Origin of the sequence: Myxococcus xanthus (genome assembly GCF_013116825.1) — a bacterium.
GTDB lineage: Bacteria > Myxococcota > Myxococcia > Myxococcales > Myxococcaceae > Myxococcus > Myxococcus xanthus_B.
The window spans coordinates 15,942-38,920 of the sequence record NZ_JABFNS010000008.1 but is presented as its reverse complement, the minus strand read 5'-3'; the positions used below and the strand labels follow the sequence as shown (position 1 = coordinate 38,920).

17 protein-coding genes and 1 pseudogene are annotated in these 22,979 nt (G+C 70.3%); 11 read left to right on the top strand and 7 right to left on the bottom strand.

The features are described from left to right. Positions 1 to 8: 8 nt before the first annotated feature. Positions 9 to 3,416: an amidohydrolase family protein gene (locus HNV26_RS03905; RefSeq protein WP_171442751.1), complete on the bottom strand. Its 3,408-nt coding sequence runs from the start codon at positions 3,414 to 3,416 to the stop codon at positions 9 to 11. Positions 3,417 to 3,576: 160 nt separating this feature from the next. Here HNV26_RS03905 and HNV26_RS03900 point away from each other — a divergent pair, with 160 nt between their 5' ends. From HNV26_RS03900 to HNV26_RS03885, 4 genes are all read left to right on the top strand, one after another. Next, a complete protein-coding gene (locus HNV26_RS03900) occupies positions 3,577 to 4,578 on the top strand; it encodes a hypothetical protein (protein WP_171442750.1) in 1,002 nt (333 codons plus the stop codon). A 67-nt stretch (positions 4,579 to 4,645) separates the two neighbouring features. Then, positions 4,646 to 5,098 carry a PaaI family thioesterase gene (locus tag HNV26_RS03895; RefSeq protein ID WP_171442749.1) on the top strand — a complete coding sequence of 151 codons (453 nt, stop codon included), beginning with the start codon at positions 4,646 to 4,648 and terminating at the stop codon, positions 5,096 to 5,098. Then, on the top strand, positions 5,095 to 5,559 hold the full coding sequence (locus HNV26_RS03890) for a PaaI family thioesterase (RefSeq protein WP_171442748.1): 465 nt from the start codon (positions 5,095 to 5,097) through the stop codon (positions 5,557 to 5,559). Before HNV26_RS03895 ends, HNV26_RS03890 begins: the two co-directional genes overlap by 4 nt. A gap of 156 nt (positions 5,560 to 5,715) precedes the next feature. Then, positions 5,716 to 6,447, top strand: coding sequence for a DUF4142 domain-containing protein (locus HNV26_RS03885; protein ID WP_171442783.1), 732 nt, complete (start codon positions 5,716 to 5,718; stop codon positions 6,445 to 6,447). Positions 6,448 to 6,449: 2 nt separating this feature from the next. On the opposite strand, the gene HNV26_RS03880 is transcribed toward HNV26_RS03885, so the two are convergent. Beyond that, entirely contained in the window at positions 6,450 to 7,886 is a 1,437-nt protein-coding gene (locus tag HNV26_RS03880) for a protein kinase domain-containing protein (protein ID WP_171442747.1), read from the bottom strand. 187 nt (positions 7,887 to 8,073) lie between these two features. Between HNV26_RS03880 and HNV26_RS38155 the strand changes: the two are divergent. Next, positions 8,074 to 8,184: pseudogene (locus HNV26_RS38155) on the top strand (hypothetical protein); the annotation flags it as partial. Between the two features lie 630 nt (positions 8,185 to 8,814). Here HNV26_RS38155 and HNV26_RS03875 read toward each other — a convergent pair. From HNV26_RS03875 to HNV26_RS03865, 3 genes are all read right to left on the bottom strand, one after another. Beyond that, entirely contained in the window at positions 8,815 to 9,138 is a 324-nt protein-coding gene (locus HNV26_RS03875; protein ID WP_171444537.1) for a pilus assembly protein N-terminal domain-containing protein, read from the bottom strand. A 99-nt stretch (positions 9,139 to 9,237) separates the two neighbouring features. Then, entirely contained in the window at positions 9,238 to 10,152 is a 915-nt protein-coding gene (locus HNV26_RS03870) for a sigma-70 family RNA polymerase sigma factor (RefSeq protein WP_216611776.1), read from the bottom strand. A gap of 242 nt (positions 10,153 to 10,394) precedes the next feature. Beyond that, a complete protein-coding gene (locus HNV26_RS03865) occupies positions 10,395 to 10,727 on the bottom strand; it encodes a hypothetical protein (RefSeq protein ID WP_140859821.1) in 333 nt (110 codons plus the stop codon). A gap of 277 nt (positions 10,728 to 11,004) precedes the next feature. Between HNV26_RS03865 and HNV26_RS03860 the strand changes: the two genes are divergently transcribed. The 4 genes from HNV26_RS03860 to HNV26_RS03845 all read left to right on the top strand — a co-directional run bounded on the left by HNV26_RS03860 (position 11,005) and on the right by HNV26_RS03845 (position 15,148). Continuing rightward, complete coding sequence (locus tag HNV26_RS03860) at positions 11,005 to 12,357, top strand: RtcB family protein (protein ID WP_171444554.1); 1,353 nt, start codon at positions 11,005 to 11,007, stop codon at positions 12,355 to 12,357. A gap of 133 nt (positions 12,358 to 12,490) precedes the next feature. Beyond that, a complete protein-coding gene (locus HNV26_RS03855) occupies positions 12,491 to 13,420 on the top strand; it encodes a TIGR02266 family protein (RefSeq protein ID WP_171444553.1) in 930 nt (309 codons plus the stop codon). Between the two features lie 184 nt (positions 13,421 to 13,604). Next, positions 13,605 to 14,108 carry a cupin domain-containing protein gene (locus HNV26_RS03850; RefSeq protein ID WP_216611775.1) on the top strand — a complete coding sequence of 168 codons (504 nt, stop codon included), beginning with the start codon at positions 13,605 to 13,607 and terminating at the stop codon, positions 14,106 to 14,108. Between the two features lie 140 nt (positions 14,109 to 14,248). Next, on the top strand, positions 14,249 to 15,148 hold the full coding sequence (locus HNV26_RS03845; protein WP_171444552.1) for an MBL fold metallo-hydrolase: 900 nt from the start codon (positions 14,249 to 14,251) through the stop codon (positions 15,146 to 15,148). A gap of 9 nt (positions 15,149 to 15,157) precedes the next feature. Here the strand turns inward: HNV26_RS03845 and HNV26_RS03840 are convergent, their stop codons facing one another. Beyond that, positions 15,158 to 17,434, bottom strand: coding sequence for an ATP-binding protein (locus HNV26_RS03840; RefSeq protein ID WP_171444551.1), 2,277 nt, complete (start codon positions 17,432 to 17,434; stop codon positions 15,158 to 15,160). A 244-nt stretch (positions 17,435 to 17,678) separates the two neighbouring features. Between HNV26_RS03840 and HNV26_RS03835 the strand changes: the two genes are divergently transcribed. Then, entirely contained in the window at positions 17,679 to 19,868 is a 2,190-nt protein-coding gene (locus HNV26_RS03835) for a tryptophan synthase alpha chain (RefSeq protein WP_171444550.1), read from the top strand. A 245-nt stretch (positions 19,869 to 20,113) separates the two neighbouring features. Here HNV26_RS03835 and HNV26_RS03830 read toward each other — a convergent pair whose 3' ends face one another. After that, the gene (locus HNV26_RS03830) at positions 20,114 to 20,611 is read right to left on the bottom strand and encodes a hypothetical protein (RefSeq protein ID WP_253816197.1); all 498 of its coding nucleotides are present in this window, start codon (positions 20,609 to 20,611) and stop codon (positions 20,114 to 20,116) included. Positions 20,612 to 20,793: 182 nt separating this feature from the next. Here HNV26_RS03830 and ppk1 point away from each other — a divergent pair, with 182 nt between their 5' ends. Further along, entirely contained in the window at positions 20,794 to 22,956 is a 2,163-nt protein-coding gene (ppk1, locus tag HNV26_RS03825) for a polyphosphate kinase 1 (protein WP_171444548.1), read from the top strand. Positions 22,957 to 22,979 lie beyond the last annotated feature (23 nt).

Here is a 22,979-nt window from a genome sequence, read left to right as displayed (position 1 = left end):
CTGGGGGCTCAGTCGCACGCGTGCGTGTGCGCGTGCTCCGTCGCCTTCGGGCTCCAGCCTTCGTTCCCGTCCTTCTCGAAGAAGAACTTCGCGCGCGGGCGTTGGCGCGTCCCCACCTCGTTGAGCGTGGCCGCGTCGTACAGGCGCCCGTTCACCATGGTGTAGCGCACCGAGCGGCTGTGCTTGAGGTCCTGCAAGGGATTGCCATCCAGCACGATGAGGTCCGCCAGCTTGCCCTCCTCCAGCGAGCCAATCTCCCCGTCCAGGCCCAGGTAGCGCGCCCCGCTCAGCGTCGCCGAGCGCAGCGCCTGGAGCGGCTTCATGCCGCCATGGCCGAACATCCAGACCTCCCAGTGCGCCGCCAGGCCCTCACGCTGGCCGTGCGCGCCCAGTTGCACGCTCACGCCCGCGTCACTCAGCTCGCGCGCCACGGTGGCGGCGGCGAAGTGGTTGAACTCGTCGTCCGGCACGTGCATGGACGGCCGGCGGCTGCGCGAATCCACCACCCGGCGCGGGACGAAGGATAACAGGCGCTCGTCCTCCCACACGTTCGTCTTCTGGTACCAGTAGTTCTCACCCCAGACGCCGCCGTAGGCCACGCCCAGCGTCGGCGTGTAGCCAGTGCCGCTCTTGCCCCACAGCTGCTTCACGTCCGCGTAGATGCGCGCCACCGGAATCGCGTGCTCCACGCCCGTGTGCCCGTCCACCACCATCGTCAGGTTGTGCTGGAACAGCGAGCCGCCCTCTGGCACCACCAGCATGTCCAGCTCGCGCGCCGCCTGGAGCACCTTCTGCCGCTGGTCTCTGCGCGGCTGGTTGTAGCTCTTCACGCTGAAGGCCCCCATGGCCTTCATCCGCCGCAGGTGCGAGCGCGCGTCGTCCACCGTCTCAATGGGCGCGCGGTAGCCCGCGCCGGACGCGCCATAGAGGATGGTGCCCGTGGAGAAGATGCGCGGCGCCACCACGCCGCCCGCCCGAGCCAGCTCACTGGCCGCGAAGACCTCTTCCGAGGAGTTGGACGGGTCGTGCAGCGTCGTCACGCCGAAGGCCAGGGACGACGCATGCACCCAGCTCTGCTCGGGCATCAGCCCGTCCATGCCCATGGCCCCATGCCAGTGCACGTCGATGAGGCCGGGCATCAACGTCTTGCCCTTCACGTCCACCACCTTCGCCCCGGACGGCACCTGCACCTTGCCCACCGGGCCCACGGCGACGATGCGGTTGTTGCGCACCACCACCACGCCCTGCTCGATGACCTCGTCCCCCTTCATGGTGATGACGCGGCCCCCCACCAGGGCCAGCGTGCCCTCCGGCGCGTCCGCCTTCACCGGGAAGGAGAGGTCCACGCCCTTCTCCGGCGCCTCCGGCAGCTTCTCCGGCGCGCCGTCGATGAAGGCGAAGCTCTCCTTCAGCGCGCGGGTGAAGAGCTCGGGCCCCAGCGCCCAGTGCAGGCGCTGGCTGTCGCCGGACCAGTGCAGGTACTCGCCCGCGTCCCGGCTCACCTTCGCCAGCGGCAGCGCCTTCGCGCCGGGCCCCACCGTGGCCGACTTCGCGCCCAGGGCGAAGGGGACCACGAAGGCGTTGAAGTTCTCCCGGAACGCCACCCACCGCTCGTCCGGGGAGACGCGCAGCTCGGTGGCCTCCGCGCTGGTCAGGTGCGTGCGCTCCTCGCTCCCGCTCAACCCGATGCTCTTCAGGGAGCGGACGTCCTCCTTCTCCTTGTGCTCCACGTGCAGGAAGTAGACGCGGTCCGAGCGCGCGCCGAAGTGCGGCTGCTCACCGTCACGCGCCAGGCGCTTCGGCGTGCCGCCGCCCGCGGGCATGGCGAACAGGCCCGTGTTCCGGCTCCACAGCCCGGGCATCAGGTAGCCGTCCCCGGACGCGCGGTACACCAGCGTCTTGCCGTCCGGGCTGAGCGCGGGCTCCACGTAGTAGCCCGGCTGCTGCGTCAGCACCTTGCCCTCGCCGCCGGTGGCGGGCACCACGCGGATGGTGCCCAGCTTCTCGTCGTCCCACGTCGTGTAGACGATGGAACGCCCGTCCCGGGAGAACGACGGATAGAACTCCAGGTGGTCGTCCTGCTTCGTCAGGCGCCGGGGCGTACCCGCCGGCAGCTGCTTCACGTACAGCTTGCCCAGCGCCTGGTACACCACGCGGTCCCCCTTGGGGGACACCTGCACCCAGCGCAGCATCTTCGTGGAGAAGCGCTCGGGGGCCACCGCCTGCGGGCTGCGCACGGCCTCGAAAATCGTGCGCGTCCCCCGCACGCGGAAGGCAATGGGCGTCACCTTCTTCGTGGCCACGTCGATGCGGTGCAGCTTGCCGCCCGCCCAGAAGACAATCGCCTTGTTGTCCGGCGTCCACGCCATGCCCGGATACACGCCGTGGATGGCCCACGTCTCCTGCATGTCCCGGTCGAGCCCGTCATACAGCGGACGCTCCGCGCCGGACGCCACGTCGGTGACGTAGAGCACGCTCTTGGCGCGCACCCGGCGGACGAAGGCCATCTGCTTGCCGTCACGTGACGGCGTGGGGCGGATGGCGCCGCCGGGGCCCGTGAGGAAGGGCTCGATTTCCTTCGTCTCCAAATCCAACCGCTGGATGGCGTAGATCTGGCCGTTGGGGTCCTTGTTGTATTCGAAGCTCTTCCCCGGCGAGACGTCCTGGCTGAAGTAGACGTGGCGCCCGTCGGGTGAGAAGGCGGGCTCGCCCAGATCCTTCTGGTCGTTGGTGCGCTCGGTGAGCTGCACGCCCTCGCCGCCAGCGCGGTGGTACATCCACACCTCCCCCGCCCCCAGCGAACGCCGCGCGGTGAAGTGCTTGCGCGCCACGATGAACTGCCCGTCCGGGCTCCACGCGGGGCTGTTGAGCAGGCGGAACTTCTCCTCCGTCACGGCCCGCGCATTCGAGCCGTCCCGGTCCACCACCCAGATGTTGTCTCCGCCGCCCCGGTCACTGGTGAAGACGATGCGCTTGCCGTCCGGGCTGAAGCGCGGCTGCATGTCCCACGCGACGCCGGACGTCAGCGCCTTCGCTTCGCCGCCGCCCATGGGCAGCACGTAGATGTCCCCCAGCAGGTCGAAGACGATTTCGTCTCCGCGCGGGCTGACGTCCACGTTCATCCACGTGCCCTCGGTGACGTCGATGTTCACCTGACGGGCGGGGAAGCCCGGCGCGTCCACCTTCCAGGTGTCTCCCCCTTCCTTCTCCGCCTTCTGCGCGGCCTCACCGGACGGCGGACGCGGGGCGTCTACCTCCGCGGCGCGGGCCGCGTCGCGCGCGGCGTCCTTCGTGTCGGGTGCCGGCCGCGGCGGGTCCTGCCGGACCGCGGGAGGCTTCGCCGGAGCCTGCTGCGCGGCCATGGGCGCGGCGGGCATCAGCAGGACGGCGAGGAGGGAGGAGGTCAGTCGTTTCACCAGAAGTCCTCTTGAGGAAGAAACCGTGTGTCGGGTGGCGGAGACTATCCGGCCCCCAGGGGCTGTTGGATGCCGGCCGAGAACAGGCGAACAGGCGAGCCTCTTCCGGGCCGTGTAGGCTCACGCCCGCCGAGCAGCACTGATTCCGGGGGGAGTCTCCATGCAGACGCGTCAGAAGCTCGCCGTGCTCGTCATCCACGGCATTGAAGTGGATGACCCGGGTCTCTATGACACCGCCGTGCGCCTGCTGCGCCAGCACTTCGCGCAGCACGCGGGGGCCGGGCCGGACACACTCGCCGTCGAAACGGTGAACTGGGCCTCCGTGCTGGAAGGCGCGGAGAAGGACCTGCTCGCCCGCTACTCCCCGGCCGACGCGGACACGTACTGGAAATCCCTCTATGACAGCGTGCGCACGGTGAACCAGGGTCACGAGTCCGCGCTCGTGCCGATGATGCTCCGCTTGATGCGGCCGTCCCTGCGCGGCATGGACCTGCGCTACCCCGGCCTGCGGTGGATGCTGGTGCACTTCGTGGGCGACATCATCGCCTACCAGACGAACCCCGCCGACCCGGACGTCTACACGGGCATCCACCGCAAGGTCGCCGAGGCCCTGGGCCGTCTGCGCGAGCAGGCCGGTGACACCGCTCCTCTCTGCGTCATCGCGCACAGCCTGGGCAGCGTCATCGCCAGCAACTACTTCTACGACTTGCAGGCTCAGCGGCTGGCCGGGCGGGACATCATCGAGGAGACGGTGCGCGCGGCCCAGGGCAGCTCGCCCCTGGAGCGCGGCGAGACGCTCAGCCACTTCTACACGCTGGGCAGTCCCATGGCCCTGTGGAGCCTGCGCTATCCCCACACGGAACTCGACCAGCCCGTGCAGGTCCCCGCGCCGGAGCTGGCACGCCACCATCCGGGGCTTGGCGGACGGTGGCTCAACTTCCACGACGAGGACGACGTGTTCGCCTGGCCGCTCCAGCCCCTCAGCGCCGCCTATCACGCCGCGGTGGAGGACCGCGCCGTGCGCGTGGCGGGCCCGCTCTTCTCGTGGACACCCCTGGTCCACCCCTTCTACTGGTCGGATGACGCGGTGATGCGGGACATCGGCACGTCGCTTGCCCACGCGTGGAGGCAGCTCTCCAGCGCCGCGGCCGTGGCCTCCTAGCGTGGCGTTGCGGGCCCCGTCAAAACACTGTGCGCCACGCGGCCCTGAATCTGGTATCGCGCCCCTCATGTCGGACGACTTCACGCTTCCTGAAGACAAGGCCGAGCGGATGGAGCGCTGCGCGATCTTCTACACCGACGTCGTGCCCCACAATCACGCGCTGGGGCTGCGGCTGGTGGACATCCGCGCCGCCGAGGCCACCGTCGAGCTGCCCTACGCGGAGAACCTCGTCGGAAACCCGGAAACCGGCGTCATCGCCGGCGGCGCGGTGACGACGCTCATCGACGCCACCTGCGGCACCGCCGTTTTCCTCAAGCTGGACCGCTTCGCCCCGCTCGTCACGCTGGACCTGCGCATCGACTACCTGCGCCCCGCGCGGCCTGGCATCGTTCTCACCTGCGTGGCCGACTGCTACCGGCTCACCCGCCAGGTGGCCTTCGTCCGCGCGTTCGTCCACCAGGGCGACCCGGGCCACCCCGTGGCGTCCGCCCAGGGCACCTTCATGCGGACAGAGGAATGACGACCATGTCCGAGTCCACGACGCCTCCCCTCGCCGAGCTCGTGCGCCAGGTGCGCAAGACGCGCGAGTACAAGCGCCTCACCGACGCCATCCCCTACACGCGTTTCATGGGCATCGGCGTGGAGAACCTCGCCGGCGAGATGCTCTGCCGCATGGCCTTCAACCCGAGGAACATCGGCAACAGCCTGATTCCCGCCCTTCACGGCGGCACGCTCGGCGCGCTGCTGGAATCCGCCGCCGTCTTCGAGCTGCTGCTGCAGACGAACACCGAGCGCGTGCCGAAGGTCATCTCGCTCACGGTGGACTTCCTCCGCTCCGGCAAGCCGCAGGACACCTTCGCCAAGGCGCTCGTCACCCGCCAGGGCCGGCGCGTGGCCAACGTCCGGGTGGATGCGTGGCAGGACGACCGCACGCGGCCCATCGCCAGCGCGCACGCGTTGTTCCTGCTGTCGGAGCCATAGGCCTTCCGGGAGTGGAGCCGCTGACGGCGGGATGCCCTCGAAACCCCGGAGGCACTGAGACAGGAGCCCTCGCCCCACTGCCCGCCCCCTTGCTCCGCGCCATCCTCCGCCTCCACCTTCGGTTGGATGTCTCGCTCGAGACATGGGAGGCAGATGATGAAGCGATGGATGGGTGGGGTGGTGGCGGGCGCGCTCGCGCTGGGCGGCGGCGCTCTGGCGCAGCAGAACGGCACGGACGACACGGAGAGCATGGTCCGCATGGGCCGTCCGGAGGCCATCGACCAGGGGCAGGCCCCGGAGCCGTTCGAGGAAGGCACGGGGGGCGCCGGTTCCCAAGGCACTCCGCCTGATGCGCGCGGCGTGGCGCTGCTGCGGCAAGGCCTGCTGCCCATCCCCACTGACGAGAAGGCCTTCCTCGACGAGCTCCACCAGGGCAACCAGCACGAGGTGGAGCTGGGCCAGCTCGCCCAACGGAAGGGCAGCGCCCAAGGCGTGAAGGACTACGGCGCGCGGCTGGTGAAGGACCACAGGCAGGCAGACCAACGCCTCATGACCTACGCCCGGAAGCAGAACCTGACGCTGGCCAAGCCCCAGGCGGACACCGACTTCGCCAGGACGATGGAGCGCGCGGAAGAAGCGTCGCTGGCGAAGCTCCAGTCCCTCCAGGGCCCCGCGTTCGACCGCGCCTTCCTGGCCGCCATGGTGGGCGACCATGACGCGGACATCGCCAAGGTGATGGCGGGGCAGCAGCAGTTCTCCGGCAACGCCGGGCTGCAAGCGCTGCTCGGGGACACGCTGCCCACGCTGCGCGAACACCGGCAACAGGCGTACCGGCTGCTGGGACAGGAAACTCCCCGCCAGGCACGCAGGGCTCCCGGCGGGCGCTGACGTCAGCGCGCGGTGACGTCCAGGACCCGGGACTTCATCTCCCCGGCGCGACTCCACGTAATCAAGTCCGTACGGCCCTCCTCCTTCCCCCGCAGACGCACCACGCCCTGACGCGGCACGGTGACTTCGACGAGGCTCGGTTCGCCCACCGCGATGCGCTCGAGTCCTGGAACGGCCAGTTCGTGCACGTCGCCGACGCGCAGGACAACCGGCGATGCGGCCGTGCGCCCGGGCCTCTCGGGTCGCGGCGTGGCGGCATCGGACTGGAACAGAAAAGACGGCTTCCACAGGAGCACGCCCAGGACCACCAGGAAACCCGCTCCCGCCAGGGCCAGGATGCTCCGGCGGCCCCATGCCGGCGAAGGCAGGGAGAGCACCGCCATCAGCGCCTCCATGCTGGGGAAGCGGTCCTCGGGCGCGTTCGCGAGCCCCCGCGCCAGCGCGGTGCGGAGGTGCCTCGGCACGCTCGACGTTCGCGGTGCGGCGGAGACAGCGAGGTGGCCGGGACGCTCACCGTGGAGCGCTTCGTGGAGCGCGACGCAAAAGCTGTATTGGTCGCCGCGGGCGTCCACGGCCCTTCCCGCGCGCTGCTCGGGAGACATGTACGCCGGCGTTCCCGCGGCCTGCCCCCACTCCGTGAACATGGAGGCCTTCGATGCCCCCTCGCTCACATCGGCCGGCGCCTCGGGAGACGCCGCCGTTCCGCGCCTCGCGAGCCCGAAGTCCGTGACGCGTACCCGGCCGTCGCGCCCCACCAGCACGTTGGACGGCTTGAAGTCGCGGTGCACCATCCCCGCGCGATGGGCGGCGGCCAGCCCCGCTCCCGCTGCCAGGAAGACCTCCAACACGTCCCACCATGGACGCTCGCGTTCCCGAAGCCAGTCCGCGAGCGTCGCGCCATCCACCCACTCCATGGCCAGGAAGTCGTGCCCCTCCGCCGTCCCCAGTTCGAAGAGCGGCAGCACGTTGGGGTGCGAGAGCCGCGCCATGGACTGGGCCTCGCGAAGCAGCCGCTCACGACCCTGGTCCTGCGCGCCCGCGAGCAGCGGCCTCAACAGCTTGAGCGCCACCCGCCGCCCCAGCCGCAGGTCGTCCGCCGCGTACACCACGCCCATCCCTCCCATGCCCAACACGCCCTGCAGCAGATAGGCTCCCAGCCGCGTCCCAGGAGGCAGGACCGGCTCCGCCCGCGCGTCCGGCAACGTCGCCGCGCCCGTGTCCCACCGCGTGGGCGCCTCCGCCTCACGCTCAACGGCGACCGCGCCCGACAGGGAGGAACTGGCCGCCACCGCCGCCACCAACGCCCGGCAGTCCGCGCAACTGTCGAGGTGCGCTTCCACCACCGCCACCTTCCCCACGGGAGCCGAGCCACTGACGAAGGCCGCGAGCAGGTTCTCATCCGGGCATGCGGACATCGGAGGACGGCGCAAGAGGTTCATGGCGCGCCTCGAATCATCGCAGCCCGGGTCCGCTCCGAACAGCCCACCCGAGTGTTCCCACCCTCGGGGGCGGCTCCGCTGGCGCGCCGCCCCGCCCCCACCTCGTGTCAGCCCCTCCCTGTAGACAGGTCATCGTGGAGGGAACGTTCCTTCCACGCGACGGCCGCGAAGGCAGGGGGACGGGCGGATGTACACGTTGGCGGAGATGCGCGCTTTCAGGCTGCGTGACGCGGCGGAGCTGCTGGCACAGCGGGGGTTCGACAACGTCCGGGCCGCGGAACTGGCCCAGGCCACGCGGCTCTCGGTGGGCTCGCTGTATCGTTACTACGGCAGCAAGCAGGGCATTGCGAGGGCGATACGGACCCTCACCGAGCGCGAGCTGTCCTACACGGGTTTCGTCGCCTACCAGATGGCGGATGGCGACCCGCTGCGGCAGGGCTTTCGCGACGTCTTCATCGCCTTCTGGCGCGAGTTCGCGACCTGGGCGCTGTTGCAGCCCCACCTCGTGGGTTTCACCTTCCTGCACAACCATCCAGACACGGACCCACCGGGCGAGCATGACGGACGGACGCGCGCGCAGGTGCTGGAGGTCCTCGAGCATGGCGAGCGCGAGAAGGTGTTTCCCAAGGGCCGCACCTGGCTCCATGAGTGCATGGTGTGGGGCATGCTGTCGGAGCTCGTGCGCCGGGCGGGCCGGGGCGAGGTGGTGAGTGAAGAAGACGTCGAGACCGCCGCGGAGGTCCTCTGGAAGGCGCTCTCTTTGGAAGATGAGCCCTCCAAGCCTCGAGGGGGTGGCAATCCGCCTCCGGGAGGTGACCACGCGCATCCAGCGCTCACGGCGGACACGTCCGCTGGGACGAGTGGGGCGGTGGTCCCCACCGCGTCCGCTCATGCCCCATGGCGGCACCATGGCCACCGATGCCCTGCATCAATCGGTGACGACGATGCGGTAGCTGCTGCGCTTGTTCTCAGACCCCACCCACACGAGCAGCGCTGTCTCACCGGCCTGCTGACCGATGATGCGCAGCCCCCCTTTGCCGAGCGCCTTGATGTCCGCAATCTCCGGTTCGTCAATCGCGATGCGGACCATCCCCGGAATTTGAAGGTCGCGATGGCTGCCCTTCTTCACGACCACCGTTTCCTCGGTGCTGGCCGAGGCCCCAGAAGACGGGGCCGGCTTCGACTCCTCCGCCAACGCAGGCGCTCCCATCAACGCCAGGGCAATCAGGGCAAGGCCCATTCTGTGATGCATGGTGTGTGTCCTCCAAGAGGGGGGGTGTTCCACCTTCACCCGGATGACACCGGCCGGGTCGGAGCGTTGCACGCGACCGCGAAAAAAGTCCGCGGCCTCTCAGGAAGCCCCAGACACGGTCAGCAGGGACGGCAGGCTCAGGTCCAGCTCTCCCTGTACCACCCGCATCAGACTGTGCAGTTCGCCGGAGGTGAGCCGAAGCCGCTCCGCCAGCCGCTGACGTGTGCCCTCCAGCGCCGCTTCCCGGGCGCGGGCCACCCAGCGCGACACGGTGGACTTGTGCGTCTGGTACATGGCGCCAATGCGCTCCAGGCTCAGCCCCTCCACCACGTGCAAGCGCAGCACGGTGCGCTCCCGCGTGGGCAGGGCATTGAGTGCCTCGGAGAGCGCCGCCTGGAAATGCTCGCGGTGATTCTTGCGCAGGTAGTCCAACTCGACGTCCGCCATGCCCGCGTGGGTTGGCAGCGGGAGCGCCTCCGCCTCCTCTTCGGCGTGGGCCCTCCGGCGCTCCGTGCGCTGGAGGTTGAGGGCGGTACGCACCGCTGCCGCCCGCAACCAGGCCGCGAGCGGACCACTGCCCTGGTATTCCGCCATGCGTCCCGGCCGGGCACCTTCTGGGACGAGCAGCCGCTCGCGCAGGTGTTGAACCACCTCGGAGGGGTCCACCCCCGTGTCCCGCATCCGAGCCAAGGCCGCCGCCGCCTTGGGAAGAACGTGGCGCTCCAGCGCGGCATGCGCCGCGGCGTTCCCCCGCACACAGGCGCACGCCAGATAGAGGTCCGCGGCATGCACGGTGGCCAGCACCCGTGAGGGGACCTCGTCCCGTGGCAGGCGCGACGCAAGGTGGCGTAGGAAGTCCTCCTCCGCCAGCGTCACGCCCGGCCAGGCCTGCCGCGCCTCGGCGCAGAGCGCGACCAGCGTGTCCTCCAGCCCGGGCAGGGCCTCGTAGCCCTCACGTGCCCCGGAGCCGAGTTGCTGGAGGAAGACGAGCGAGCGGCTCTGCTGCGTTCGCATGCGCACCTCGGCACCGCGCGTGCCTGGAGCGGCACGCCTCACCCGCCTTGTTACCCCGTTCCCTCCCCCCGTTTCCACCCGGCCATGACGACAGCTCGGCGCGCAACTGCGCCAGGAAGTCGCCAAGGGCCTTTACCTTGGACGGCGTGGGGCGCGCGGGCAGCGACACCCGCCACAAGGCGACCCGCTCCCCCCTGTGCTCGCACACGAAGGACCGGACGCGGCGCCCGCGCGCCTGGGGCCTACATGGACACGGACTTGCTCGGGTCGAGCTGCTTCTTCTCGGGCTCGCGCGTCCGGGCCTGCGTGTCCGCCTTCTTCGAGGCGTCCCGGCTCTTGCGCGGGGCCTCGACCGCCGCCTTCACCGGCGCCTCGCAGTGGTCACCCTTCCGGTTCGGGTGGCAGTGCCGGATGCCATACACATGGTGACACCCACAGGGGTCCACCCGCTTCTTCGCGCACGCGGAGGGATTGAACACCGGGGCTGCCACCTCCACCGGCGTCTGTGCCTGCTCCTTCTCCACGGGTCCCGCCTGCAACGCCACCGCCAGGAAAATCCCACCAAGGAAACCCATCGCCCACCCCCTACCTGGATGCTGCGGAATGGATGGGAATGGAATCCGGACGTGACAAGTCCTGGGGCGATCGGAACCTCGTCGTCCGCTCGCGGGCTGACTTTCGCCCGGCCGGGCACGTCCCGGCCGCGGCCTCGCGCGGCTCCGAATTCGCTCGCCTTCCCGCCTGTGCCCCCAGCATCCTCTGCTCCTGTTTTCGGGTTTCGGCTCCTGGCGTCAGCTTCCCTGGACGCTCCCGTCGCTTCCGCGTGTTCATCCCATCTGGGGAATCAGAGTCATGAGTTGGAAGCAGCGGCTGGAGAAGGTCTCAGAAGGCCATTACGTCCTGGCGAAGACCAAGAGCATGAAGGTCGATGCGGACCTGTTCCTGTCCGACAAGTTGCTGTGGGGGGAGGGCCCCGAGCAACCTGGACTGGAGGACTCTGTCTTTGACCAGGTGGTGAATGCGGCATCCTTCCCCGGGGTCACCCGCGTGGCTGTCACACCCGACTGTCACCTGGGCTACGGCGTCCCCATTGGCACGGTGGTGGAAACGGACGGCATCCTCCTGCCCACCGCCGCCGGCTACGACATCGGCTGCGGCATGGTGCAGTTGCAGACGACGCTCACCGCCGAGGACGTCGCCGACGCCACGAAGCGCCGCCGCTGGATTGAAGAGGTGACGAAGCGCATCGCCGTGGGCGTGGGCGCCAGCCGCGTGCAGAAGCAGCGCAGGGTGACGGACCGCACCTTCGCGGACGTGGTGCGCCACGGCGCCAAGGCCCTGGGCCGGGGTTCGTCCGTCACCGAGCGCGACTACATCCCCGTCGAGGACGACCGGGTGGACATCCCCGAGCGCGCCTTCGGCAAGCGTGCGCAACTGGGCAGCCTGGGCGGCGGCAACCACTTCACCGAGATGCAGGTGGACCAGGACGGCCGCGTGTGGGTGATGCTGCACACCGGCAGCCGCGGCTTCGGGTGGAACATCGCCAAGCACTTCTTCGTGGAGGGCGCCGCGCAGTTGGGCCTCAAGAGCCGCAGCGAGGACCATGTCTGGCTGGACGCGGAGAGCCCGCTGGGCCGCGACTACTGGAACCTCCACAACATGGCGGCCAACTTCGCGGTGGCCAACCGGCTCATCATCGGTGAGGCGGTGTGCGCGGCGCTGGAGGACGTCTTCGGCGGCACGGCCAGCGTGTATTACGAAATCTCCCACAACCTCATCCAGAAGGAGGCGGGGAAGTTCGTCGCCCGAAAGGGCGCCACACGCGCGTTCCCCGGAGGACACCCCGCGCTGAAGGGCACGCCCTGGGAGATGACGGGCCACCCCATCCTCATCCCGGGCTCCATGGAGACGGGCAGCGCCATCCTCTTCGCCGAGCCGGGCGCCCAGAAGTCCATCTATTCGGTGAACCACGGCTCCGGCCGCCGCATGTCGCGGGGCGAGGCGCGGCGGGTGCTGAAGCAGGACGTCACCGACAAGCGCATGGCCGAGGCGGGCATCCTCCTCAACACCCGTCAGACGCCGTTGGACGAGTCCGGCCCCTGCTACAAGAACCTGGACGACGTCCTGGAGACGGTGGAGATGGCGGGGTTGGCCCGGGTGGCCTACCGGCTCAAGCCGGTGGCCTGCATCAAGGGCGCGGACTGAGACGGCGCATGGCCGCCTGCCTGCCGCCAAGCCCTGGGAGGCGGGCGGCCCCGGGTCATTTCGGGCTCGGCGCGTGGGGCTCGTGGGGCCGTCCGGGGGGCGCTACAGTGGGCGCCCCTGGAGTCTTTCGCCCATGAGTTCGCCGACCCCTGCTGCCCGCATGCCCCCAGCTGCTTCGCGTGAAGCGGAGCTGGCTCGCGCCGAGAGCGACCTGTCCACGCTGGAGGGCCGGCTCCATGAACAACTCGCCCAGGCCACGGCGGAGGCGTCCGCGCTGGCCACCCGGCTGGAGCAGACGCGGCAGGCGCTGACGCGGGCGCACCAGGCCCCCAGTGCCGACCCCATGTTGGGGGAACAGGCCTCCCGGTTGCAGTTGGCCGTGGCGCCCGCGCTGGACGTGGAGGCGCCGCGCTCCCGGGCGCTGGAGGCCCGTCAAGCGGCGCTCCAGGCTCGGCGGCAAGCAGGTTCGGAGATGCAGTCACTGCTGCGAGCCCATCAGGAGCAGGCGGCGCAGGTGGCCCGCGCGGTGACCGAGGCGGAAGCGGTGCTCAAGCGTCAGGCCGAGGCGGCCAAGGCCCGCCAGGAAGCCGCGTCGCGGGCACAACACGAGGCCGCCAAGGCTCGCCAGGCCGAGCTGGCGCGGGCCGCCGCCGCGGCGAGGGCCCAGGGGCACGCACCTCCCCCAGCAGCCGCGGCCCGGCCCGCCACTCCGCCGGAGAGCGACGCGCGGCGCAACGGACGGGTGCGGATGCACACGTCCATCGACATGCGCAGCGACTCCAACTTCTTCACGGGTTTCTCACTGGACATCAGCGAGGGCGGCGTCTTCATCGCCACCGTGGACGCGGTGCCGCGCGGCACGCAGGTGGAGCTGGACTTCACCCTGCCGGGCGGCCGGCCCATGAAGGTGACGGGCGTGGTGCGCTGGGTGCGCGAGGCCAATTCCCGCACGCCGGAGCTGATGCCAGGCGTGGGTGTGCAATTCACCGGACTGCCGGCGGAAGTGGCCAGCGCCATCTCCTCGTTCGTCACCACGCGCGACCCGATGTTCTTCCCGGACTGAGCTCGAGACAGACGCCTTCGTGACACGCGGGCGCGATGTTTCACGTCATCCGTCGGGAAGTCGACCTCGCGGCCACTCCCGCGCGCTGACAGGCGGGATTATCCTCCGCAGAAGACAGACACTCCGACGACGAACTCATGGCGCAAGCCAGTGCAGCGGCGCCGCGGAAGGAGATGACACCCGCATGAGCGCGCCTCATCGCAGCCCCACGGTCCTCACCGGACGTCGTCCGCGCTGGGACTCCCGCCGCCACGCGGACACTGCCCGTGCCTTGGAAGGCACTGACACCCCGCTCGCACACGCCGCCCTGGAGACGCCGGCCCCCGAGGTGGACAAGGTCAACCTCGCGCAGAAGCTGGCCCTCTTCTCCGAGCACGGGTCCCCGAAGGTGGTGGGCGAGCTGAACGGCCAACACGTCCGGCTGGCCCGGCTCCACGGCCCCTTCGTCTGGCACCAGCACGACGCCGAGGACGAGCTGTTCCTCGTGCTCCACGGCCAGCTGCGCATGGAGCTGCGCGAGCGCACGGTGGACGTGGGCCCAGGCGAGTTCATCATCATTCCTCGCGGCGTGGAGCACCGGCCCGTGGCGGAGGAGGAGGTCCACGTCCTGCTCTTCGAGCCCGCCACCACGCTCAACACCGGCAATGTCCGCGAGGAGCGGACGGCCGAGCACCTGCAGCAGCTCTGAAACGGACGTCCAGGCCTCCCCGCCGGGCGGGCGAGCCTCCCGCCATTCCGCTTGCGCGGATTCCTCCGTGGCGTCGCGCGGCGCACCTTGAGCTCCGGACCCGGGCCGCCCGAGCGGCTCCCTGCCGAGGAGCGGAAGCGATGCGCATCCACCACCTGAACTGCACCACCATGTGCCCACCGGGCGGCCGGCTGGTGGACGGGCGAAAGGGCTTCACGGGGCCCGCGGCGCTGACGTGTCACTGCCTCCTGGTGGAAGGCCGGCAGGGACTCATCCTGGTGGACACCGGCTTCGGCCTGGAGGACGTGAAGCACCGGCGCCCCCGGCTGTCGCCCCTGTTCCTCGACCTGCTGACGCGGCCCCAGCTCAACGAGGGCGCAACGGCCGTCCGGCAGATTGAGCGCATGGGCTTCCAGGCCAAGGACGTGCGCGACATCGTCCTCACCCACCTGGACTTCGACCATGCCGGCGGCCTGGACGACTTCCCACACGCCCGGGTCCACCTGCTGTCGGATGAGTACCAGGGCGCCGTGGCCCAGGCGACGCCGTTGGACCGGCGCCGCTACCGGCCGTTGCAGTGGATGCACGAGGCGCAGTGGGTGATGTACCCCTCCGGTGGAGACGGTGAGCGCTGGTTCGGCTTCGAGTGCGTGCGGGATTTGGCAGGCCTGCCGCCGGAAATCCTGTTGGTGCCACTGCCGGGCCACACCCTGGGCCACGCGGGCGTGGCCATCCAGAATGGCGGCGGCTGGCTGCTGCACGCCGGAGACGCATACTTCTACCACGGGGAGATGGCCCCGGACCGGTACCGGTGCACGCCAGGGCTGCGCGCCTACCAGAAGCTGATGCAGAAGGACGGCTACCTGCGCTGGCACAACATGCGCCGCCTGCGCGAACTGGTGCAGCGGCACGGACGGGACGTCACGGTGTTCTGCGCGCATGACTCGCTGGAGTTCGAGTTGCTGGAGGAGCAGGAGAAGGCACCGGAGCGGTCGCCACTGCGGACCTTCGTGGACACCCGGCCGCCGCTGCACGCGTGACGGGCGGACTCACGAGTGCAGGGGAGTATCGGGTGGCTCGCGCAGCTCCGAGCCCAGCAGCAGCAGCGGCAACTCCACGATGAAGGTGGCGCCCTCGCTGGGGGCGCTCTCCACGCGGATGGTGCCACCGTGCGCCTCCACCAGCTGCCGGACGATGTAGAGCCCCAGCCCGAAGCCCGCATGCTGGCCGCCGGAGGGCTCTCTTGTGAAGCGCTCGAAGATGCGCCGCTGCGCCTCCGGGGCAATCCCCACGCCGTGGTCTCTCACGCACAGCCGCGCCCGCGCCACGCCCGCGTGCTCCACCCGGACCTCCACCGGCCGCCCCCTGCCGAACTTCAGCGCGTTGGACAAGAGGTTCGTCACCACCCGGTCCAACCGCAGCCGGTCCCACCGGCCCACCAGCCCCAATTCCGCGCCGAACTCCAGCTTGCAGCCCGCCTCCGCGGCCTGTTCGGCGAAGCGCTCCACCACCTCGTGCACCAGGTCCGACAGGTCCACCGGCGCCACGTCCAACATCAGCTTCCCCGATGACAGCCGCGACAGGTCCAGCAGGTTGTGCAGCAGCTGCCCCAGCCGCTGCGTCTGCTTCAGCGCCGCCGCCAGCCCGTCACGCGCCTTCTTCTCCTCCGCGAGCTCCATCCGCTGAAGCCTTCGCAGCAGCAACTGCAGCGTGTTCAACGGATTGCCCAAGTCGTGCGCCGCCACGCCGATGAGCTCCACCGCGTCCTGCGCCTCGCTCCAGAGCCGGGCGTTGTCCAGCGCGAGCGCGGCGCGTCCCGCCACCTCCTCCACGAAGACCTGGTCCGTCGCCGTCAGCCGGCGCTCCGGCGCGGACGTCAGCAGCACGAACACGCCGCGCGTCTGCCGCCCCACCCGCAGCGGCACGCCGAGGTAGGAGCGCACGCCCACCTTCTCCATCAACGAGAGGTGCTCCGGGCCCACCAGCCCCCGGGCCAGGGCCTCCGGAGACACGTCGCTCTTGAGCTCGGAGCGCCCCGTGCGCATCACCTGCCAGATGCCCCACGGAGACTCTGGTGGCGGCGGAAAGCGCCGCGCCGCGTCCCACAGCCACGCCTCCTTCTCCGGCGTCGCGTGCGCCACCGCGCGAGGCCAGAGGTCACCACTGGCCGACAGCAGGTAGAGCAGGCAGGCGTCCGCCACCTCCGGCACCATGATGCGCGTCAGCTCGGCCACCGTCTGGTCGGGGTCCTGGAACTGGTGGAAGAGGCCCCCCACCTCCGCCAGCAGTTGCTGCGTGCGCTCGGCCCGGCGCCGCTCGGTGATGTCGCGCGTCACCTTGGCGAAGCCGCGCGGCTGCCCGCGCGCGTCTTGGAGCACGGTGACGTTGACGTCCGCCAGATAGCGCGAGCCGTCCTTCCGCACTCGCCAGCCCTCCGTGTGCAGCCGCCCATCCCTCCGGGCCCGCGCCAGGTCCTTGTCCGGAATCCCGGCCGCCACCGCATCCGGCGGGTAGAAGACGCTGGAGGGCTGGCCCAGGATTTCCGCCTCGTGGTAGCCCATGATGCGCTCCGCGCCCGGGTTCCAGCTCTCCACCCGGCCCCGCGCATCCAGCAGGAACAAGGCGTAGTCGCGCACCCCCTCCACGAGGAGCTGGAAGCGCTCGGCGCTGGCCTCGGCCTCCTGTTGGATGGGACGCAGCTTGCGCGTCAGCGTCCACGCCAGCATCGTTGCGCCCGCGAGGCCCAGGCTCCCCGCGAGCAGCGACAGCCCGAGCGCGCTGCGGTCCGTGGCCAGGCTCTCATGAATGCCGTCGGACAGCCGGGCCTCCGTCTGCTGGTGGAGCGTCCGAAGGCTGTCCATGACACGGCGGCGCGTGTCCGCCACGTGGCCGTCGAAAATCTGCTCCAGCCGCTTGCGGGGCACGCCGTCCTCGCGTTCCATGATGAGCGCCTGCATGGCCTCCTCGTGCTCCAGCTCCGCGTGGGAGACGGCCTCCAGTTGCGTGGCCAGGGGCTCCTGGGTGAGCCGGCGCTTCAGGGCTTCGTAGGTGGCGATGAAGCGCTCGCGCGCGACGGACATGTCCTGGGCGAAGAAGGCATCTCCCGATAAGGCGAAGCCCCGGCCACTGACGACCTTGTCGTTGAAGTTCCGCTCCAGTTGTTTGATGTCCAGCACGTCCCGGGACAGCTCCAGGATGCGCGCCTTGTGATTGGCCCGCACGGAGAGCAGCGCCACCACGGACGTTCCCGCCAGCACGAGCGCCACCACCAACGAGATGATGAAGCCGGCACCCGCGCGCTGCGCGAACGTCCACGGACGTGCCACCTCCCCTCCTCCCCAGACGGTCCACCGCCCATGCCTTCGGGCAGGTTGAAGCGCTCCGCATCCTGAATCCAGGGGGCTCGCCGGGTGACGCGAACGTTGGAAACCAGGCGCCCGCGCAGACGGCGCCCGTGCCCACGCGTGGCGGTGTGTGCACCGTCCAACCCCGCGTCACACCCCGGCTGGGCACGCGCGAAGCCCGGACCCACGTTGGGCGCGGGTGGTGGCCTGGGCGGGACGGGAGCGCATGCGCGGAGCGGGGTGGAGGGGAGCGTGGTTCTGGGCGTGTGGGCTGGTGCTGTGGGTGGCGTGCAGCCAGACGCAACCGTACGAGGACGCGGACAGCCGCCGGCCGGCGTCCGCCTGCGAGCCGATGACGTGCGCCTCCCAGGGCATGGACTGCGGCGTCGCCATTGACGGCTGCGGCGGCACGCTCGACTGCGGCGCCTGTGACCCCGGTGAGGTGTGCGGGGGCGGTGGCCGGCACAACGTGTGCGGACCGGCGCCCTGCGAGCCCACCACCTGTGAGGCCCTGGGGAAGGACTGCGGACCGGTCTCGGATGGCTGTGAAGACGTGCTCGACTGCGGCACCTGCAGTGCGCCCGAGTCCTGCGGCGGCGGGGGCACACCCAACGCATGCGGCGAGCCCACCTGCACGCCGAACACCTGTGAGTCGCTGGCGCGCGACTGCGGCGCCGTACCGGACGGCTGTGGCGGCATGCTCGACTGCGGCGTCTGCGCGGACGGCCTGACATGCGGGGGCGGCGGCGCGCCCAACGTGTGTGGCCGCGGCATCTGCAAGCGGGCCACCTGCCACGCGCTGGGGAAGGACTGCGGGCAGGTGTCCGACGGCTGCGGCGGCATGCTCGACTGCGGTGCCTGCGCGGGCGGCCTGACGTGTGGCGGCGGCGGCGTGCCCAATGTCTGCGGCGACTCGCCGTGTACGCCGGGGACGTGTGAGACGCTGGGGAAGAACTGCGGGCTGGTGGCGGACGGGTGCGGCGGCGTGCTCGACTGCGGCGTCTGCGCGGACGGCCAGACGTGCGGCGGCGCCGAGCCCAACGTGTGCGGCGGCGGCGTGTGCACCCCGCTCACCTGCGAGTCCCAGGGAAAGAACTGCGGCACCGTGCCCGATGGCTGCGGCGGACTCCTTCACTGTGGCCTCTGCCCGGAGGGCGAGACATGCGGCGGGGGCGGCGTGGACCACGTCTGTGGCCGCCCCCTCTGCACACCGGCCACCTGCGGCCTGCTGGGCAAGGACTGCGGCACCGTGCCGGACGGGTGCGGCGGCGCGCTCCAGTGCGGGGCATGCGCGAATGGCGAGACGTGTGGAGGTGGCGGCACGCCCAACGTGTGCGCGGCGCCTTCCTGCCGCCCCTACACCTGCGGCCTGCTGAGCAAGGATTGCGGCACCGTGCCGGACGGGTGTGGCGGGTTCCTGGCGTGTGGCACCTGCACGGCGCCCGAGTCCTGCGGAGCGACGGGCGTTCCCAACGTCTGCGCGGCGAGCGCCTCCGTGTGCGTGGACCGAAACCTGGGCAGCGTGTTGCCGGTGATGGTGAAGGGCACCACCGCGCACGCGGGGGATGACCATCAGTCCTCATGCGGCGGGAGCGGCGCGCCGGACCGGGGCTTCCTGTGGACGGCGCCCAAGAGCGCGCTCTTCACCTTCGACACGGCGAAGTCGGCCACCCGCTCGCTCGTCTCCGTGCGCAGCGGCGGCTGCGGGGGCGCGGAGCTGGCGTGCGCGAAGGACGGCATCAGCTATGGCGGCGGCGCGCGTGTCTCGGTGCCGCTGGTGCAGGGACAGACGGTGCTGGTGGTGGTGGACTCGGCGAGCCTGGACCGGTTCAGCGCGGGGTACTTCGAGCTGCACATCGATGAGCTGCGGGCCAGCGAGGCGGGCTCCTGCTTCGACGGCATGGACAATGATGGGGACCGCTGGGTGGACTGCGCGGACACGGACTGCCACGACGCGCCGGGCTGCGGCGGTCGTGGCTGCGCGCACCATGACTTGGGCAGCGCGCTGCCGGTGACGTTCCATGGCGAGACGGCGGGCTCCGGTGACGGCTTCCAGGGCACCTGCGGCGCGCTGCTCCAGCAGGACCGCGCGCACCTGTGGACGGCGCCGCGGGCAGGCACCTACGTCTTCGACACGGCACCGAGCGAGTGGGGCAGCGCGCTCTACGTGCTCACGGGTTGCCGGGGCACGGAGCTGGGTTGCGCCTCCACCCCGGACAGGGGGCCCCAAGGCTCGCCCGCCGTGAAGGTGACACTGGCGCAGGGCCAGACGGTGCTGGTGGTGGTGGACGGCATGGCGAATCCCGACCAGGACACGCCCATCCGGTACACGCTCCACATCAGCGAGGACGCCGCCACGGAGAGGGGCCGGTGCGCGGATGGCGCGGACAACGATGCGGATTCCAACTGCCGGTAACGAAACGCAACCCATGTGGCGGAGTGCCTCGATGGGGCACGCCCGCGCTCATGCGCTGGATTCCCAGCGTGTCAGCGATGCGCCTGCCGGAGCGCCTTCACCACGACGTCGCGGATGCCAACGGCGCGCGCGTAGGTGCCCCCTCCTCCATGGAATACGAGCGCATTGAACGGAGGGAGCCTGGCACCCGCGGCCCGCGGGCAGCCACGCATGGTTCCATCATCGTTTCGGCGGGAAGGCCCTGCTCAGCCTTCCTGCGCGGGCACGGGCGCCGCGTCCGCGGGCGCCTCGCCCGGCGCCGCGAACGTCCCTGTGGCGGGGTCCACGTTCCAGGCGGAGTACTGGTGCGTCTTCACGTCCCGCAGCTTCCCGTCCTCGTAGCAGACCGAATAGATGAGGAACTGCGGGTTGACGAAGTTGGGCTGCCCGTAGCGGTAGCACTCCGCCCCGCTGGTGTCCCGCTCCAGGGTGATGGGCCGTCCGAGCACGGCGCGCACCTGCTCCGTCGTCATCCCACCCCGCATGGACTTGAAGCCTTGGGGGGTGACGATGCGGAACGTCTGCTCCTCGCCCTTGGCGAGGGTCCAGAAGCCCACGACCAGCACCACCGGTATCAGGGCCATCAGCAGGGCGCCCACCCACCGTCCCCGAGGCACCTTCCTGTCCTTCTGGAAGGCCGTGAAGAGGCCATTGGCCGCGTCCGCCTGGGGGTTCATCTCCGTCGCGCTCACGTCGCCTGACATGCAGTCCTCATATCGCGGATGCAACAAAGTCCACGCCTCCCGCCCTTTCTCCCTGCCCGCCCACCTGGGAGGACTTACATCGCCTGACGGCTCCCTCTCCCAGGTCACACGCGAGTTTACAACGAGCAGGGGGGCGGCCTGCTACATCCCCTCCAAGGGAGTCAACGAGGAGTCAAGTCACCATGCCGAAACGCGGCGGCGGCGGTCGCAGCGTCACCCAGAAGCCCTCCAACCGGGACGTGCTCCCGGCCGGCGCGGAGTCGAAGGACACGGAGCTCTTCTTCAACCGAGAGCTGTCCTGGATGGCCTTCAATGACCGTGTCCTCCAACTCGCCGAGTCTCCGGAGATTCCGCTGCTGGAGCGACTGAAGTTCATCGCCATCTACGCGCGCAACCTGGACGAGTTCTTCATGATTCGCGTCGCCCGTCTGCACGAGCAGATTCGCGGCGGCGTGGCGCGCCTGGTTCCCGACGGAGCCTCTCCCAGCGACACCCTGGACAAGCTGCACGACGGCATCCTCAAGCAGACGCGCCGGCACGGCGACGCCTTCGAGAAGGTGCTCCGCCCCGCCCTGGCCGAAAAGGGCCTGCGCATCCTCTCCGCCATGGATTTGGACGCCGAGCAGCGCGCCCAGGTGGACCAGCGCTTCAAGGAGCAGATCTTCCCCGTCCTCACCCCGCTGGCCATCGGCCTGGGGCGGCACTTCCCCTACATCTCCAACCTGTCGCTCAGCCTGGCGGTGCTGCTGAGAGACCCGGACGCGGACGAGGAGAGCGTGGCCCGGGTGAAGGTGCCCAAGGAGCTGCTGCCGCGCTTCCTGCCCCTCAAGGGCAACGTCTTCGTCCCCTTGGAGGAAATCATCGCCCAGCACCTGGGGGACTTGTTCCCCGGCATGGAGGTGCTGAGCTGGGGCACCTTCCGCGTCACCCGCGACGCGGACTTCACCGTGTCCGAGGACGCGGAGGACCTGCTCAAGGCCGTGGAGACGGAGCTGCGCGAGCGCCGCTTCGGCGACGTCATCCGCATGGAAGTCCAGGCCGGCATGAGCCCCAAGCTGCTCGAGCCGCTGGTGGAGGCCATGGGCCTGGAGGCACGCCAGGTCTACGAGGAGCACGGCCTGGTGGGCCTCAACGACCTGCAGTCCATCGCCTTCGCCCCGGGCTTCCCGGAGCTGAAGGACCCGCCGTGGGTCCCCGTCACCCAGGCCCGCCTGCGCACGGACGCGGACGCGCCGGATGGCGGCACGGTGATGTCGTCCATGCGCCGGGGGGACCTGCTGGTCCACCACCCCTACGAGTCCTTCGCCACCTCCGTGGAGCGCTTCGTCACCGAGGCCGTGGCCGACCCGGACGTGCTGGCCATCAAGCAGACGGTGTACCGCACGTCGGACAGCTCGCCCCTGGTGCCCGCGCTGATTACCGCCACCGAGCGCGGCAAGCAGGCGGTGTGCATGGTGGAGCTGAAGGCCCGCTTCGACGAGCGCACCAACATCCGCTGGGCCAACGCGCTGGAAGAGGCGGGCGTGCACGTCGTCTACGGGATTCCGTCCCTGAAGACGCACGCGAAGGCCATCCTCATCGTCCGGCGCGAGGGCGACAAGGTGCGGCACTACGTGCACATCGGCACGGGCAACTACAACCCGAAGACGGCGCGCCTCTACACGGACATGGGCCTGTTCACCACGGACCCGGACATTGGCGCGGACGTGGCGGACGTCTTCAACTACCTCACCGGGTTTGGCCGGCCGAAGAGCTTCCGCAAGCTGCTGGTGGCCCCGCTCACCATGCGCCAGGGCCTGCTGGAGGAAATCAAGCGCACCGTCGCCGCGCACACGGCCGAGCGCCCCGCGCGCATCCAGATGAAGATGAACGCGCTGGTGGACCCCGGCATCATCCACGCCCTCTACGAGGCGTCCCGCGCGGGCGTGAAGGTGGAGCTGAACGTGCGCGGCATCTGCTGCCTGCGCCCGGGCGTTCCCGGCGTGTCGGAGAACATCCGCGTGGTGTCCGTGCTGGGCCGCTTCCTGGAGCACTCGCGCATCTACATCTTCGAGCGCGGCCCGGAGCTGCGTTGCTTCATCGGCTCGGCGGACTTGATGCCGCGCAACCTGGACCACCGCGTGGAAATCCTCGCGCCGGTGGAGGACGCCAGCCTGGCCGCCCAGGTGAAGGACTCGCTGGAGCGCTGCATGGCCGACACCACGTCCGCCTGGGAGCTGGCGGCGGATGGCGGCTGGCGCCGCCGGCTGCCGCGCGCCGGTGACGAGAAGCGCTGGGCCCAGGGCGAGATGATGGAGCGCGCCCAGCGCATGGCCCAGTTCCAGGGTGGCCGTCCGCTGCCCTGACCGCACCTGCACCGCGGTGGGCG

What these genes read in the sequence shown, in the direction of transcription:
- HNV26_RS03900 (WP_171442750.1), top strand. Translation starts at nt 3,577, where the DNA reads ATGCAGACGCGTCAGAAGCTCGCCGTGCTCGTCATCCACGGCATTGAA.
- HNV26_RS03895 (WP_171442749.1), top strand. Translation starts at nt 4,646, where the DNA reads ATGTCGGACGACTTCACGCTTCCTGAAGACAAGGCCGAGCGGATGGAG.
- HNV26_RS03890 (WP_171442748.1), top strand. Translation starts at nt 5,095, where the DNA reads ATGACGACCATGTCCGAGTCCACGACGCCTCCCCTCGCCGAGCTCGTG.
- HNV26_RS03885 (WP_171442783.1), top strand. Translation starts at nt 5,716, where the DNA reads ATGAAGCGATGGATGGGTGGGGTGGTGGCGGGCGCGCTCGCGCTGGGC.
- HNV26_RS03880 (WP_171442747.1), bottom strand. Translation starts at nt 7,886, where the DNA reads ATGAACCTCTTGCGCCGTCCTCCGATGTCCGCATGCCCGGATGAGAAC.
- HNV26_RS03875 (WP_171444537.1), bottom strand. Translation starts at nt 9,138, where the DNA reads ATGCATCACAGAATGGGCCTTGCCCTGATTGCCCTGGCGTTGATGGGA.
- HNV26_RS03870 (WP_216611776.1), bottom strand. Translation starts at nt 10,152, where the DNA reads ATGCGAACGCAGCAGAGCCGCTCGCTCGTCTTCCTCCAGCAACTCGGC.
- HNV26_RS03865 (WP_140859821.1), bottom strand. Translation starts at nt 10,727, where the DNA reads ATGGGTTTCCTTGGTGGGATTTTCCTGGCGGTGGCGTTGCAGGCGGGA.
- HNV26_RS03860 (WP_171444554.1), top strand. Translation starts at nt 11,005, where the DNA reads ATGAGTTGGAAGCAGCGGCTGGAGAAGGTCTCAGAAGGCCATTACGTC.
- HNV26_RS03855 (WP_171444553.1), top strand. Translation starts at nt 12,491, where the DNA reads ATGAGTTCGCCGACCCCTGCTGCCCGCATGCCCCCAGCTGCTTCGCGT.
- HNV26_RS03850 (WP_216611775.1), top strand. Translation starts at nt 13,605, where the DNA reads ATGAGCGCGCCTCATCGCAGCCCCACGGTCCTCACCGGACGTCGTCCG.
- HNV26_RS03845 (WP_171444552.1), top strand. Translation starts at nt 14,249, where the DNA reads ATGCGCATCCACCACCTGAACTGCACCACCATGTGCCCACCGGGCGGC.
- HNV26_RS03835 (WP_171444550.1), top strand. Translation starts at nt 17,679, where the DNA reads ATGCGCGGAGCGGGGTGGAGGGGAGCGTGGTTCTGGGCGTGTGGGCTG.
- HNV26_RS03830 (WP_253816197.1), bottom strand. Translation starts at nt 20,611, where the DNA reads ATGTCAGGCGACGTGAGCGCGACGGAGATGAACCCCCAGGCGGACGCG.
- ppk1 (WP_171444548.1), top strand. Translation starts at nt 20,794, where the DNA reads ATGCCGAAACGCGGCGGCGGCGGTCGCAGCGTCACCCAGAAGCCCTCC.